This is a genomic window from Cellulomonas soli (assembly GCF_013409305.1).
Taxonomy (GTDB): Bacteria; Actinomycetota; Actinomycetes; order Actinomycetales; family Cellulomonadaceae; genus Cellulomonas; species Cellulomonas soli.
On the sequence record NZ_JACBZJ010000001.1, the window covers coordinates 4,081,496 to 4,095,563 of the forward strand.

The following is a 14,068-nucleotide window of genomic DNA, read 5'->3' on the forward strand; positions in this document are numbered from 1 at the left end:
CCGCCCCCGACGGAGCCGGGGCGCCCGCTGCCGCCCACTACCAGGTCGTCGGGAACAGCGTCGCCTGGGAGCCCGAGGGAGCCACCCCGAGCTCGGCGAGCGCATAGGCCGTCACGTCGCTGAACACGGGTGCCGCGACGGTGCCGCCCCACTCCGAGCTGCGCGGGTTCTTGAGCACCACGCTGACCGCGAGCCGCGGCGAGTCCGCGGGGGCGACCCCGATGAACGAGGCCGTGATGCCCGGCCCTCCGCCGAAGTTCTGCGCCGTTCCCGTCTTGCCCGCCACCCGGTACCCGGGGATCGAGGCGCTCGCACCGGTGCCGTCGTCCACCACGCTCTCGAGCATCGACAGGACGGTGTCCGCGGTCTGCTCGGAGACGACCTGGGTCCCTGCGGGGATCTCGGCGGCCGTGTACGTGCCGTCGGCGTCGGTCCACCCCTTGATGAGGTGCGGCTGGACGTGGACCCCGTTGTTGGCGATCGTCGCGAACACGGACGTGGCCTGGAGCGCCGTCACCGAGACCGCCTGGCCGAACAGGACCGAGAGCTGCGAGCGCTTGTCCCAGGTGTCCCAGGTGTCGCCCGCGCGCAGTCGACCGGCCGACTCGGCGGGCAGCTCGATCCCGGTCTTCGCGCCGAAGCCGAAGCGTGAGAGGTAGTCGTAGCGCTGGGCCAACGTCAGGTGCTGACCGATCATCACGGTGCCGGTGTTGGACGACTCGGCCAGGATGCCGGTCGTGGTCAGGTTCAGCACGCCGTGCTCGTGGGAGTCCTTGAACGTCTGGCCGTTCTCGGCCGTGTACTCGTACGGCACCTCGAACTGCGTCTGCGGCGTCACCAGACCGCTCTCGAGCGCCGCGGCCATCGTGATGACCTTGCCCGTGGAGCCGGGTTCGAAGATGTCGGAGACCGACGGCGCCAGGGAGCCGTCCACCGCGGGGTTGTTGGGGTCGATCGATCCCGAGTCGGCCAGCGCGTAGATCTCGCCGGTGACGGTGTCCATCACGACGATCGACCCGGAGTCCGCTCCGGTCGCGGCGACCTGCGCGTCGAGAGCCTCCTGGGCCTTCCACTGGATGTCGGCGTCGAGCGTGAGCTGCACGGAGTCGCCCGCGACGGCCTCGGTGCTCTCGCTGAAGCCTCCCGGGATCGGCTGTCCGCGCCGACCGCTCTCGTAGACCTCGCTGCCCGCCGTGCCTTGCAGCCGGTCGTCCAGCGCCGCTTCGAGGCCGTCCAGCCCGACACCGCTGGAGTTCACGAACCCGATGACGTTGCCGGCGAGGGTCCCGTTCGGGTAGATGCGCTCGGCGACCTTGTCGACGTTGACGCCCGGCAGGCCCTCCGCGCGGATCTCGCGCGCCACGGCGGGCAGCACGTCCTTCTTGATGACCTTGTACTCGCGCTCGCCGACCAGCGTCGCCCCGAGCGTGGCCGGGTCCATGTCGAGCAGCGGCGCGAGCCGGTCGGCCACCCCGACGGCACCGTCGGACGTGCCGTTGGTGCCCTGGAAGTCCGCCACGAGCAGCTGGTTGACCGAGATGACGTACCGCTCCACGGACACCGCGAGGGCCTTGCCGTCCGCGTCGGTGATCTCCCCGCGGGTCCCGATCGACTCCTGCGGCGCGGTCAGCCGCTTGGCCAGCGCGATGGCGGCCACCTCGCTGCCGTGGATGCCCTGCACCCACACGAGCCGACCGGCGAACACCAGCACGACGAGCGTGAGTGCCACCGTCAGGAACGCCAGGCGCCCCTTGCTGCCCGGTCCCGGGAGCCCAGGGCCGGGCGCGGCGCCGAACGGCCCTGCCGGGCCACCGCCACGTCGCCTGAGCGAGGGACGCGGTGCACGTCCGCGCGTGGAGCCGGCACGGGCGGCCGACGCTGTCCCGGTCCGAGGCGTCTTCGGGACCGCCGTGACCGCCCCGCGCTTGGTCGCGGAGCGAGCCGAGGCCGAACCCTTCGGCCCCTCGGCCTCGCGGGCACCGGGGCGTGCGGCGGCAGAGGCTCGGGCACCGGTCACGGGCCGAGCCTCTCGCGCACCCGCAGCCGAAGCCGGGCGCGACGCGCCGGGGACGGCAGCCGACCGCGGGCCACCGGACCGCCGGGCGGATGCCCGTGCGGTCGGCTTCCCGCCCGTCGGCGTCGGGCTCACCCAGCGGCCCCCGCCGAAGGTGCCCCCTGGACGCTGCCGTCGGACAGCCGCAGCCACCCCGTGCCACCGGCCGGGACCATGCCCAGTGCGCGCGCGGCCTCGGCGAGGTGCGCAGGCGAGGACTTCTGGTCCAGGGCTGCGACCAGGTCCTTCTCGTCCTGCTGCAGCTGACCCAGCTCGTTCGACTTCTCGTACTTCTCGTAAGCACCGTGCGCCATCGAGGTGTTCAGCAGCAGCGCGGACAGCAGCGCGGCACCGAGCACACCCATGCACATCAGGACGAAGGGCACCCGGGTGCGCGCCTGCTGCGGGGCCCGGACCAGGCGCAGCCGCGGGGGCGCGTCCTGACGGCTCGGAAGCGGGCGGGCCGGCTGCGCGGAGGCACGGGCGCCTGCGGTGCGGACGTCTGCTCGTGCGGCGGCCTGAGCGCTCATGCTGCCCTCCTCGGGGTCTTCCGGTCTCGCATGTGGTCGGGCGTGGGTCGCAGCCGCTCGGCGGCTCTGAGCCGGACGGACTGTGATCGAGGGTTGCGGGCCAGCTCCTCGGCGTCCGCCTCCTCCGCGCCCCGCGTCACCAGACGCAGGTACGGCGTGTGGGTCGCCGGCTCGACGGGAAGGTCGGGCGGCGCCGACGAGGTCGCCCCCGCGGCGAACGCACGCTTGACGATCCGGTCCTCGAGCGACTGGTACGCCTCGACGACGATCCGACCGCCGACGGCGAGCGCCTCGATCGAGGCCGGCACCGCGCGCTCGAGAACCTCGAGCTCACCGTTCACCTCGATGCGCAGGGCCTGGAACGTGCGCTTGGCCGGGTGCCCGCCGGTCTGACGGGCCACGGCCGGGATGCTCGCCCGGACGAGGTCGACGAGCTCGGCGGTGCGGGTCAGCGGGCGCACGGCCCGGGCCGCGACGACCGCCCGGGCGATCCGCGGAGCGAACCGCTCCTCGCCGTACTCCCGCAGGATGCGGGCGATCGCGCGCTGGTCGTAGGTGTTCAGGACGTCGGCGGCCGTCTGACCGGTCGTGGAGTCCATCCGCATGTCCAGGGGGGCGTCCTTGGCGTAGGAGAACCCCCGCTCGACCTCGTCCAGCTGCAGCGAGGACACGCCGAGGTCCATCAGGACGCCCTGCACGTGCCCGATCCCCAGGTCGTCGAGGACGTCGCCGATCTCGTCGTAGATCGCGTGCACTGGTGTGAACCGGTCACCGAAGGGTGCGAGCCGCCGCCCTGCCAGCTCGAGTGCCTGAGGGTCCCGGTCGAGCCCCACCACCCGCACGTGCGGGAAGGCCCGCAGCACACCCTCGGTGTGACCGCCCATCCCGAGCGTCGAGTCGACCATCACGGACCCGGGCTCGGCCAGGGCCGGGGCGAGCAGCTCGAGGCAGCGGGCGAGCAGGACCGGCACGTGGCGGGACGCTGCGTCGTCGGTCGCCTGCTCGGGCATCGCCCCTCCTTCGTGCGTCTCGTCGCGGCTGCTGGTGCTCGACGGCCCCGGGGTTCGGTCCGCGGTGCTGCGTGTCGTGGATGGTCGGACGGCCCCTCCGCCGTCCGACCAGATCCCCCACCGACCCTCTGACGCGGGGAAGTGCGTCAGAGCGGACGGGAGGAGGTCTCGTCGGGCGGGAGCTGCGAACCGTGCGGTGCTGCGTGCTGCTGAGGTGCGTCCGCTCAGAACGGACCGTTCGGGAAGACCTCCTCCGCGGTGTCGGCGTACCCGGCCTCCTGCTCGGCCAGGTACGTCTCCCACGCCGTCAGGTCCCAGATCTCGACGCGCGTGCCGGTGCCGATGACGGCCACGTCGCGGTCGAGCCCGGCGTACTTGCGCAGCATCGGCGGGATGGAGATCCGCCCCTGCTTGTCGGGCAGCTCGTCGCTCGCACCGGAGAGGAACACACGCAGGTAGTCACGCCCCTGCTTGCTCGTGACGGGGGCCTGGCGCAGCTGGTCGTGCATGCGACGGAACTCGTCCATCGGCAGCAGGAACAGGCAACGCTCCTGGCCGCGGGTCATGACCAGCCCCGGGGCGAGCTGGGCGCGGAACTTGGCCGGGAGGATGAGCCGGCCCTTCTCGTCCAGCCGCGGGGTGTACGTGCCGAGGAAGGGCGCGAACGAGCCGAAGACGCCTGCCGAAGACTCATGCGCCACCTCGCCTCCTCCCTCACCCGGACGGGTCAATGCAAACCCGTCCACCCCTGCTCACCACGTGCCTCCACGGTACTCCACTTCCCTCCACCAGGCCCTCCGAGAATCCCCGTTTTCACCCGCTCTCCGCAATGTTTGCGCAGGTCACACGCGGTGGAGCGAAGTGGAGGAACTTCCCGACCCCGGAACGGCCACGGCGCGTCGCGGGGCGGGAACAGCCCGGAGAAAAGGACGAACCGGGGCGGTTCCGACGGGCCGTCGCGCACGCCTCGGGCGACAGTGGGGGGACCACCCGGCCCACGGCCCGGTCGTGGAGCGAAGTGGAGGAACACCCTCCTCGGACGACGACGTCCACGTAGGCTCGGCTCGAACCCCCAGGAGGCCGCCATGCTGCAGGCAGTGCCGTCGTCGAGCGAGCTCGACGACCTCGTCGCGACGACCGAGCGGATGCGCGCGTCGATCGAGAGCGTCATCACCGGACGTCCCGACCTCGTCCGCGTGACGCTCGCGGTGCTGCTGGCCGAGGGGCACCTGCTCCTCGAGGACGTACCCGGGGTCGGCAAGACCACGCTCGCCAAGGCCCTCGCCCGTTCGATCGACTGCACCGTCGGGCGCATCCAGTTCACGCCCGACCTGCTGCCGTCCGACCTGACGGGCGTCAACATCTACCGGAGCCAGACGCACGAGTTCGAGTTCCGGCCCGGTCCGGTGTTCGCGCACGTCGTCATCGGCGACGAGATCAACCGCGCATCGCCCAAGACGCAGTCCGCGCTCCTGGAGTGCATGCAGGAGGCACAGGCCACGGTCGACGGGCACACGTACCCGCTCCCCCGGCCCTTCCTCGTCGTGGCCACGCAGAACCCCGTCGAGATGGAGGGCACCTACCCGCTGCCCGAGGCCCAGCGCGACAGGTTCATGGCACGTCTCACCGTCGGCTACCCCAGCGTCGAGTCCGAGCTGGACATGCTCGACCTGCAGGACGCGGCCGACCCGCTCGGGCACCTGCACCCCGTCACCGACGCCGCCGCCGTGGGCCGGCTCATCGACACCACCCGCAGGCTGTTCGCCGCTCCGAGCGTCAAGCGGTACGTCGTCGATCTGGTCACCGCCACCCGGCAGGACCCGGGCCTGCGGCTCGGGGCCTCCCCGCGTGCCGCGATCCAGCTGCTGCGGGCCGCCAAGGCGGTCGCCGCCATGGACGGACGCGACCACGTCCTGCCCGACGACGTCCAGAAGCTCGCCGAACCGGTGCTCTCCCACCGGCTGCTGCCCAGCACCGAGTCACGGCTGTCCGGGAGGAGCACCTCGGACGTCGTCGCCGACGTCGTCGCGCGCACGCCGCTGCCCGTGGCCTCCACCGCAGGAACCCAGCGGCCCCGCAGGGCCATCGGCTGATGGGTCTGCGGCCGACCGCGCGGGGCATCGGCCTCCTCCTCGGCGGGGTCGCGCTCGTCGTGCTCGGGGTCGCCCTGGGCACCGTCGACGTCGTGCGGATGGGCACGCTCGCCGTGCTCGCCGTGCTCGGTCCGGCCGCCGTGCTCGCCGTGCTGGACCCCGGGCGCGGGCGCCACCGACTCGCGGTCGTGCGCACCACGACACCGAACCCCGTCCACGTCGGCGACCGCGCCGACGTGGAGGTCCTGATCAGTGCCACGGACCCCGCGGCACGCGTCCGGCTGGCCGGGCTGCGCTTCGCCGAGCAGGCCGCCACCGACCTGTCCGGCGGCTCGCCCCTGCGCGCCCGGGTGCGCCGCACCCCGCACCGGGTCACCGTCACGTACGCGGTGCAGGCCGGCCGTCGCGGGCGCTGGCCGCTGGGCCCCCTCGTCGTGACCCGCACCGACCCGTTCGGCGTGGCCCGCACGAGCGCCACCCTCGGCGAGAGCGCCGAGGTCGAGGTCTGGCCGCGCGTCGTGCCCCTGCCCGCGCCCTCGGACGTCCTCGTCGGGGAACCCGACCGGGTGGCGCTCGGTGCCCGCACGCCCTCCACCGACGACGCCTCGCTGCGCGAGTACCACGAGGGCGACGACCTGCGTCGGGTGCACTGGCGCAGCAGCGCGCGACGAGGTTCGCTCATGGTCCGCTCCGACGAGCGCGCCGGCATGCGACCCGTCTCCGTGCTGCTCGACCTGCCGGCGCGGGGCGACGACCTGGAGTGGACCATCTCGCTCGCGGCGTCGATGGCGCTCGCGATGCTCGAGGGCGGGCACCCCGTCCGTCTCGTCGGCGGCTCGCGCCCGCTGGACGCCCCGGGCATCGGCGACCCGTACGGCTGGGTGCACGCCCACGGAGCCACGGCCCGCGGCACGCTCCTCGACCGCACGATCGACCTCGAGGCGCCGCGCAACCCCGAGGCGGCCGAGGTCGAGCTGCTCGCGGCGACGCACCTGCTCGAGTCCACCGGAGCAGGCGACGACATCGTGCTCGCCGTCCTCGGCCCGCTCGACCGCGCCGGACGGGCAGCGCTGGCGCACCTGGGCGACTCCGTGCAGGGCTGGGCCGTCGTCCGCCTCGGTGCACGCTCCTCCGACGGCCAGGACGCCGAGGCGAGCGTCCTCGCCCTACGACGCGCCGGGTGGCGCGCGTGCGTCGTCGTCGGCGGAGAGGACGTCGTGGCCTGCTGGCTCCGCCTCCTCGGGAGCGCACGATGAGCCGCACCGGCACACGACGTCTCCCTCGCGGTCCCCGCTCGCTCGTGGGCACCGGCCTGTGCGCCGTCGCCACCGGCACGAGCCTGCTCGCCCTGTCCGCGCTGCTCGAACCCGGACGATGGCTCACGGTCGCGTGGCTCGCCGTCGCCCTCGTGGCGGCCGTGACCGCCGGCGTGCGCGCGCTGACCCGGTCGTGGTGGGCGCCCACGCTCGCCGGCCTGCTCACCGCCGGCATCGGGCTCGTGCTGCGCTACGGCTCGCCGCCCGGGCGCGTGCAGGTGCTGCCCGACCTGGCGGCCCTCGACCGCACCCTCGCCGCAGCGAGGGAGGGCGCCACGATCATCAACACCTCGACCGTGCCGATGGCGGTCGTGCGACCCACCGAGCTCGTCCTGGTCGTCGGCGCCCTGGCCGTGCTCATCCTGGCCGACCTGCTCGCCGTCGGCCTCGGCCTGGCTGCCTGGGCCGGGGTTCCCCTCATCGGCATGTGGGTCCCCGCGGTCCTGCTCGGCTTCCCGGCGGACGTGTGGCCACTCGCCTGGACGGGGTTGGCGTACCTCCTGCTGCTCGCCCTGAGCGCGGCACCCGCAGCAGCCCGCAGCGACCGTCCTCGACGCGTGTCGGCCGCCGTCGCGTCCGCCGCCGCCGTCGTGGCCGCCACGCTCGTGGCCGGCCCCGTGGTCGCCGCCCTGCCCGGGTGGTCCTCGCTCAGCGTCCCGGCCGTCGGCGCCGGAGTCGTCGGGCCGATGCGCCTGTCCGAGGATCTCGACCTGCGCGAGAGCCTCGGCGACCGCTCGGGCCAGGTCGTCCTGCACTACACCGTCAGCTCCGCCGAGGCCGGCACGACGGCCGGGGCCGACCTGCGGGTGACCCCGGGCGGCGCCGACGAGCGAACCGTCACCGCACGCCTGGTCGGGCCCCTGCGCGCCTTCACGGTCGCGGACTTCGACGGCCGCAGCTGGCAACGCACGGACACCGACGAGCTCGTCGACTGGGACCCGGCACAGCTGCTCTCTTCCGACCCGGCCCTGCTGTTCACCGCACCGGACGCGGCCGCCGGAACCCTCGCCGAGGTGGACGTCGAGATCGCCAACCTGCGCGAGGAGCACCTGCCGGTCTCGACGTTCGCGCGCACGGTCTCCGTCGAGGGCGACTGGCGTTACGACGTGCAGCGTGACGAGGTGGTCGGGACCCGCGGCACGAGGCAGGGCATGGGCTACACGATGCTCGTGCAGATCCCCGACCTGACCGCCGCGACGCTGCAGGACGCGTCCGTCGGGACGTTCGACGGCGTCGAGCAGTACCTGGCGCTGCCGGGCACCGACCACGTCGACGACGTGACCGCGCTCGCCGCGGAGGTCACCGCCGAGGCGAGCACGCCCTACGAGCAGGCGCTCGCGCTGCAGACCTGGTTCCGCTCGTCGGCGAACTTCGCCTACGACACCCGTGTCGCGGCGGCCCGTACCGACGACGCCGTCTGGGACTTCCTCACCTCGCGCCGCGGGTACTGCGTGCAGTTCGCGACCTCGATGGCCATGATGGCGCGCTCCCTCGGGATCCCGGCCCGGGTGGGCGTGGGGTTCCTCCCGGGCACGGCTCAGGGAGACGGCTCGTACGACGTGACCGGTCGTGAGTCGCACGCCTGGCCCGAGCTGTTCTTCGAGGGCGCCGGCTGGGTGCGCTTCGAACCGACGCCGGCCGTGCAGACGGGCGCCCCGCCCCGCTGGTCCGACCCGTACATCGGGACCGATGCCGGTGCCGGTGATGCCGCCGCGGACCAGGTGCCGACGGCAGCGGCGACCGGTGCGCCGACGACCGCACCGCTTCCGGTGCCGACCACGCCTCGCGTCGAGGAGCAAGCCGTCCCCTGGCCGGCGGTCGTCGCTACGGTGATGGTCGTCCTCGCGCTCGCCGCCGCGGTCGTGCTCCTGCTGCGCCGCCGCTCGGCCCTGCGCGGCGAGCTCGTCCCGGAGCGCGCATGGCGCCACCTGCACGCCCAGCTCGGGGCGCTCGGGCTCGGATGGTCCGACTCGACGACGCCGCGCGCGGTCGTCACCACGGTGCAGGCCGCGCTCGTCGAGAGGACGGGATCCGCCCTCGACGAGGGCGCGGCGTCAGCACTGGCGTCGCTGGCCCGCGCGGTGGAGGACGAACGCTACGCACCCACGTGGGACGAGGTCGATGGGGCCCAGCTCGAGCGGTGGGTCTCCGAGGTGATGACCGGGGTACGGGCTCTGCTCAGCGACCGGACTCGCCGCGCCGGCGCTCCCAGCGCTCCTCGAACCGCGCCATGAACCCGCGCTGACCGGCCGGCTTCTTCGCCGGACGGGTCGATCCCTTCGCCGACGGCCCCTTCGAGACCGTGCCGTCGTTGCGCACCACGCCCTGCGGGCCGGAACGCCGCGGGTCGGAGAAGGCGAACGCGACCGCCGCGAACATCACGACGAATCCGACGACCCCGAGCCATACCAACCCGTCGCCAGCCGCGCCGAGCACGAGGAGCAGCAACCCGAGGGCTGCGCCCACGCTCGCGATCAGGACGCGCCCGACCGGGCGCCGTCCTCGCTGCGTGAGGGTGTTCGCGAGCCGCGGGTCGTCAGAAGTGAGCTGGCGCTCCATCTGCTCGAGCACCCGCTGCTCGTACTCGGAGAGTGGCATCCCGACCCCCATGAGCGCCGATCGTCATTGTCGACCTCAGGATAGATCGGCCGGAACGAAGGTGGTAGTCGAGCGTGGGGTGACGGACCGGGTCGCTACGGTCCCTGCACCTATGGCGGCCCGCCCGAACCGGCTGCGCACGAGGTCCATCGCCCGCTCCGCCTCACGCCTGGGGCCGTCCTGCTCGTCCACCGCCTCGTCCAGGGTCGGTTGACGGACGGTCGTGGCGGCAGGCGCCAGCCCCTCGGCCCGCACACCGATGAGCCGCACCGGGAGGCCCTCGAGGTCGACCCCCGCCAGCAGCGAGCGGCCCGCCAGGTAGATCTCGCGCGCGACGTCGGTCGGCGAGCTCAGCGTCCGCGAGCGGCTCAGGGTGCGGAAGTCGGAGGTGCGCACCTTGATGCTCACCGTCCGGGCGACGAATCGGTGTGCACGCAGCCGGGACGCGCAGCGGTCGGCCAGCTCGAGGATCTTGGCCTCGACCACGGCGATGTCCGCCACGTCGACGTCGAACGTCTCCTCGGCACCGATGGACTTCTCGTCGCGGTGCGGGTGCACGGGCCGAGGGTCCCGCCCCCAGGCCAGGTCGTACAGGTGCGCCCCGGCGACCTTGCCGACGGCGTGCTGGACGACGGCGACGTCGGTCCGGGCGAGCTCGGCGACCGTGCGGATCCCCCAACGAGCCAACGCCTGCTCGGTGCGCTCCCCCACCCCCCAGAGTGCACCGACGGGCAGTGCGTGCAGGAAGTCGACCGTCGCAGCACGCGGCACGAGCAGGACGCCGTCGGGCTTGGCGTGGCTCGAGGCGAGCTTCGCGACGAACTTGGTCGCGCCGATTCCCACCGAGCACGTGATCCCGAACCCTGAGCTGACCTGCTCGCGGATCAACCCGGCGATCCGCGTGGGCGGCCCGAGCCGACGCCGAGCTCCGGCCACGTCGAGGAACGCCTCGTCGACGCTGACCTGCTCGACGAGCGCGGTCACGTCGCCCAGGATCCGCATCACCCCGGTCGACACCTCTCGGTAGGCCGCGTGGTCCGGTGGAACCACCACGGCCTGCGGGCACAGGCGTAGCGCTGCCGCCATCGGCATGGCCGAGTGCACGCCGAACGCCCGCGCCTCGTACGTCGCCGCCAGGACGACACCGCGGTGCGCACCGCCCACGATCACCGGCAGCCCGTGGAGCTGCGGGCGGCGGGCGAGCTCGACCGAGGCGAAGAAGGCGTCCATGTCGACGTGGAGGATCGAGCAGCCGTCCTCCTCGCGGCCCCAGTCGCGCTTCGCTGCGGCCGAGCGCGGCCCGCGGCTCACCGGGGCCTCACGAGACCCGACGCTCGACCGGGGCGACCAGGTCGAGCGAGAGCAGCGCACGGGCCGCATCCACGAAGTCCTCGGCCGCGCACAACGCCTGCTCGGCACGGTCCTCGGAGACCGCGGAGAACCGACCCGCGTCGATCGCCGAGCGCAGCGCGGCTCCGGCAGCGAAGTAGCCGGACCAGCGGGCCAGCTCGGGCGCGGCCGCGTCGAGCAGACCCCACACCGTCCGCGGGGCGCGGCGACCGCTCGACCCCCCACGGCTCGCGAGCACCCCGGCCCCGGCGCGTAGCGCCGCCAGGTGGGCGTGGGAGAACTTCTCCCACGGTTCGGACGAGAACTGCGCCGCCACCAGCTCGGAGTCCGCACGTGCGAAGAGGCTGAGCGCGTAGGCGGGCACCGGGGCGTCGAGCACCGTCTGCGTCATCGTGACACCTCCCGCTCCTCCTGCTGCGCCGGCGACCCTCGTCGCCCGCTCCGTGTCCACGTCTCCACTCATGATCGAACACGTGTTCGAATTCGTCAACACCCGGCGATGCCACCCACGCCGGCCCCGGGCCCTACCGTGGCCGCATGGCCGCGCGCGACCGCACCTCCCGACGACCCTCAGGGTCCCACCGGACACCCACACGGCAGGCATGGCCGACGGGACCCGTCGCGGTACCCACAGGGACGGTCGAGCTGCTGCCCGACCCGGACGACCCCGACGGCGTCACCGTGCTCGTCAACGGCGTCCCGAGCTCGTACCTGGACCTCGCCGACCCCACGCACCTCGCGTTCGAGTACATGCAGCAGATGGCCGCGGTCATCGACGGCGTCGACGACGGGAGCGGGGCCCTCACGGTGGTGCACCTGGGGGCGGCGGGCTGCGCGCTCGCGCGGTCCCTGGCAGCGACCCGACCGGGCTCGCGGCAGATCGCGGTCGAGCTCGACGCCGCGCTGCCCGAGCTCGTGCGCTCGTGGTTCGACCTCCCGCGCTCACCCGGGCTGCGGATCCGGGCGGGCGACGCGCGCGCCGAGCTGAACCGGCTTCCGAGCGGTTCGGCGGACGTCGTGGTCCGCGACGTCTTCGCCGGCGACCGCACGCCCGCGCACGTCACGACCCTCGAGTTCGTCGCCGACGTCGCCCGCGTCCTACGACCTGGCGGTGTCTACCTCGCCAACTGCGCCGACCGCCCGCCGCTCGCACTCGCCAGGGCCGAGATCGCCACGGCCCGCGCCGTCTTCGCCGAGGTCGCGATCGTCGCGGAGCCGGGGCTGCTGCGTGGACGCGGCTACGGGAACGTGGTGATCGCCGCCACCGACGATCCGCGGCTGCTCGGCGAGGCACGGTTGGCCCGTGCCGTCCGGAGCCTGCCGGCGCCCGCCCGGCTGCTGCACGACGGCGAGCTCACGGCGTTCGTGGGCACGGCGAGCGCGCTGCACGACCCACCGGCGGCGCCCGAGGCCTGACCGCGACCGGCCGAAGGCTCTCAGCACGCGGACGGCCGACGCGGCGACCGGCACGGGGACGAGGAAGGGCCACGACCCCTGGAGGTCGTGGCCCTTCCGTCACCTCGCCCCGTCCGAGCCCCGCAGGCTCAGGCGCGGCGTCCGGCGACGATCAGAGCGGGCGGACCTTCTCCGCCTGCGGGCCCTTGGGGCCCTGCGTGATCTCGAACTCCACGCGCTGGCCCTCGTCGAGCGAGCGGTAGCCCTGCGAGTCGATGGCCGAGTAGTGGACGAAGACGTCGGCGCCGCCGCCGTCCTGGGCGATGAACCCGTAGCCCTTCTCAGCGTTGAACCACTTGACAGCACCCTGTGCCATGTTCCCTGTCCTTCTGTCCCACCGGTGACGGCCGCGGGCCGACTGCCCGCGCCGTGCCGCAATGCCACACGTCCTGCACCGGATGGACCAGCCACGCGGGCTGGCGGTGCCGATCCCCGGCATCTCCCCAGACCCAGGCATCGGCGCCGGTCAAGCGCCAGTACGTCACTGCAACGGCAGCATCTTGGCACGCAGGTGTGGCCTCTGCCACGAAATCTGCACACCAACACCACACGTTCCACAACGATCTGGTAAAGGCCGCCCGCGAAAGGCGGTAAGGGGTCAGGACTCGGAGCCGCCGTCGCTCTGCTCGGCCAGGAAGCGCTCGAACTCGGCACCCAGCTCGTCCGCCGTGGGCAGGTCGATCTCCTGCTCGCCCGTGGGCGCCAGCAGGCTCGGCCGCCCGATGCTGCGCGCGAACGCGTCGTACTGCTCCTCGAGCGCGCGCACGACCGCGGCGACCTCGGCGGAGTCCTGGACCTGACGCTCGATCTCGGCGCGCGTCTCGTCGGCCGAGGACGTGAGGGCGCCGGCGTGCAGGTCCAGGCCGGTGGCGCGCTCCACCCGCTCCAACGCCGCCATGCTGGCCTGCGGGTACGGGGACTGGGCGAGGTAGTGCGGCACGTGGACGGCGAAGCCCATCGCGTCATGGCCGGACTGCCCGAGCCGCAGCTCCAGCAGGGCGCTCGCGCTGGCCGGCACCTTCACCGCACCGAACCACGAGGGGTGGTCGGCCACCAGCTCGGGGCGTGTGGCGTGCGCCGTGACCGACAGCGGACGGGTGTGCGGGATCCCCATCGGGATGCCGTGCACGCCGATGGTGAGCGGGACGTCGAACCGCTCGACGAGCTGGCGGACCGCCGCCACGTAGCGTTCCCACTGCACGTCCGGCTCGATGCCGTGCAGCAGCAGGAACGGTGTGCCGGTGCCGTCCTCGACGAGGTCGACGACTAGCTCGGGCTCGTCGTAGGACGACCAGGTCGTGGAGTCGAACGTCATCATCGGCCGTCGCGAGCGGTAGTCGAGCAGCTGGTCGGCGTCGAAGGTCACCAGACGCCGCGAGGGCAGCTGGTCCAGCAGGTGCTCGGCGACGGTCGCGCCCGCCTGGCCTGCGTCGACGAAGCCGCGCACGGCGTGCACCAGCACCGGCCCGCCGCCGTCCCCGGCCGCGCGCTCGACCTGGGCCGCCACGTGCGGGTCGACGTCGTAGATCTCGCTCGGGTCCAGCATGGTCGTTCTCCTTCTCGCCGGTCGCTCCTGGCTGGTCAACGCACGCGGGCCCCGGATGCTTCCCGCGCACGCGGACGGCCGGTCGGCGCACGCGGGAGGTCAGGAGAGCGGATAATG

Annotated in this window: 13 protein-coding genes; 4 read left to right on the forward strand and 9 right to left on the reverse strand. The window is 73.4% G+C overall.

The annotated features are described in order from the left end of the window. Nucleotides 1-37: 37 nt before the first annotated feature. The 4 genes from BKA22_RS18605 to mraZ form a co-directional block, all read right to left on the reverse strand. Nucleotides 38-1,729 (reverse strand): peptidoglycan D,D-transpeptidase FtsI family protein, encoded by a 1,692-nt coding sequence (locus BKA22_RS18605; protein WP_223203498.1) that lies wholly within the window; start codon nt 1,727-1,729, stop codon nt 38-40. Between the two features lie 416 nt (nt 1,730-2,145). After that, nucleotides 2,146-2,583 carry a cell division protein FtsL gene (ftsL, locus tag BKA22_RS18610; RefSeq protein WP_146952344.1) on the reverse strand — a complete coding sequence of 146 codons (438 nt, stop codon included), beginning with the start codon at nt 2,581-2,583 and terminating at the stop codon, nt 2,146-2,148. Continuing rightward, entirely contained in the window at nt 2,580-3,593 is a 1,014-nt protein-coding gene (rsmH, locus tag BKA22_RS18615) for a 16S rRNA (cytosine(1402)-N(4))-methyltransferase RsmH (RefSeq protein WP_146952343.1), read from the reverse strand. Before rsmH ends, ftsL begins: the two co-directional genes overlap by 4 nt. A 224-nt stretch (nt 3,594-3,817) precedes the next feature. Beyond that, the gene (gene mraZ / locus BKA22_RS18620; protein ID WP_146952342.1) at nt 3,818-4,294 is read right to left on the reverse strand and encodes a division/cell wall cluster transcriptional repressor MraZ; all 477 of its coding nucleotides are present in this window, start codon (nt 4,292-4,294) and stop codon (nt 3,818-3,820) included. A 384-nt stretch (nt 4,295-4,678) separates the two neighbouring features. On the opposite strand from mraZ, the gene BKA22_RS18625 reads away from it, so the two are divergent. Genes BKA22_RS18625 through BKA22_RS18635 form a run of 3 tightly spaced genes read left to right on the forward strand, consistent with a single transcriptional unit; the run spans nt 4,679 to nt 9,236 of the window. Beyond that, nucleotides 4,679-5,686 (forward strand): AAA family ATPase, encoded by a 1,008-nt coding sequence (locus BKA22_RS18625; RefSeq protein WP_146952341.1) that lies wholly within the window; start codon nt 4,679-4,681, stop codon nt 5,684-5,686. Next, a complete protein-coding gene (locus BKA22_RS18630; RefSeq protein ID WP_146952340.1) occupies nt 5,686-6,942 on the forward strand; it encodes a DUF58 domain-containing protein in 1,257 nt (418 codons plus the stop codon). Before BKA22_RS18625 ends, BKA22_RS18630 begins: the two co-directional genes overlap by 1 nt. Next, nucleotides 6,939-9,236 carry a transglutaminase TgpA family protein gene (locus BKA22_RS18635; RefSeq protein WP_146952339.1) on the forward strand — a complete coding sequence of 766 codons (2,298 nt, stop codon included), beginning with the start codon at nt 6,939-6,941 and terminating at the stop codon, nt 9,234-9,236. The genes BKA22_RS18630 and BKA22_RS18635 overlap by 4 nt, the downstream gene beginning before the upstream one ends. Here BKA22_RS18635 and BKA22_RS18640 read toward each other — a convergent pair. From BKA22_RS18640 to BKA22_RS18650, 3 genes are read right to left on the reverse strand one after another with little or no spacing between them, the layout of a single operon-like run. Beyond that, the gene (locus BKA22_RS18640) at nt 9,181-9,600 is read right to left on the reverse strand and encodes an SCO2097 family morphological protein (protein WP_146952338.1); all 420 of its coding nucleotides are present in this window, start codon (nt 9,598-9,600) and stop codon (nt 9,181-9,183) included. The genes BKA22_RS18635 and BKA22_RS18640 overlap by 56 nt on opposite strands. A 36-nt stretch (nt 9,601-9,636) precedes the next feature. Next, nucleotides 9,637-10,911: a DNA polymerase IV gene (dinB, locus tag BKA22_RS18645; protein ID WP_146952337.1), complete on the reverse strand. Its 1,275-nt coding sequence runs from the start codon at nt 10,909-10,911 to the stop codon at nt 9,637-9,639. Nucleotides 10,912-10,918: 7 nt separating this feature from the next. Next, a complete protein-coding gene (locus BKA22_RS18650; protein ID WP_179561855.1) occupies nt 10,919-11,341 on the reverse strand; it encodes an SAV_6107 family HEPN domain-containing protein in 423 nt (140 codons plus the stop codon). Nucleotides 11,342-11,487: 146 nt separating this feature from the next. Between BKA22_RS18650 and BKA22_RS18655 the strand changes: the two genes are divergently transcribed. Beyond that, complete coding sequence (locus tag BKA22_RS18655; protein WP_146952336.1) at nt 11,488-12,366, forward strand: spermidine synthase; 879 nt, start codon at nt 11,488-11,490, stop codon at nt 12,364-12,366. Nucleotides 12,367-12,517: 151 nt separating this feature from the next. Here BKA22_RS18655 and BKA22_RS18660 read toward each other — a convergent pair whose 3' ends face one another. Both BKA22_RS18660 and BKA22_RS18665 read right to left on the reverse strand, forming a co-directional pair. Next, the gene (locus tag BKA22_RS18660) at nt 12,518-12,721 is read right to left on the reverse strand and encodes a cold-shock protein (RefSeq protein ID WP_146952335.1); all 204 of its coding nucleotides are present in this window, start codon (nt 12,719-12,721) and stop codon (nt 12,518-12,520) included. A gap of 282 nt (nt 12,722-13,003) precedes the next feature. Further along, nucleotides 13,004-13,951 carry a proteasome assembly chaperone family protein gene (locus BKA22_RS18665; protein WP_146952334.1) on the reverse strand — a complete coding sequence of 316 codons (948 nt, stop codon included), beginning with the start codon at nt 13,949-13,951 and terminating at the stop codon, nt 13,004-13,006. Nucleotides 13,952-14,068: the final 117 nt, after the last annotated feature.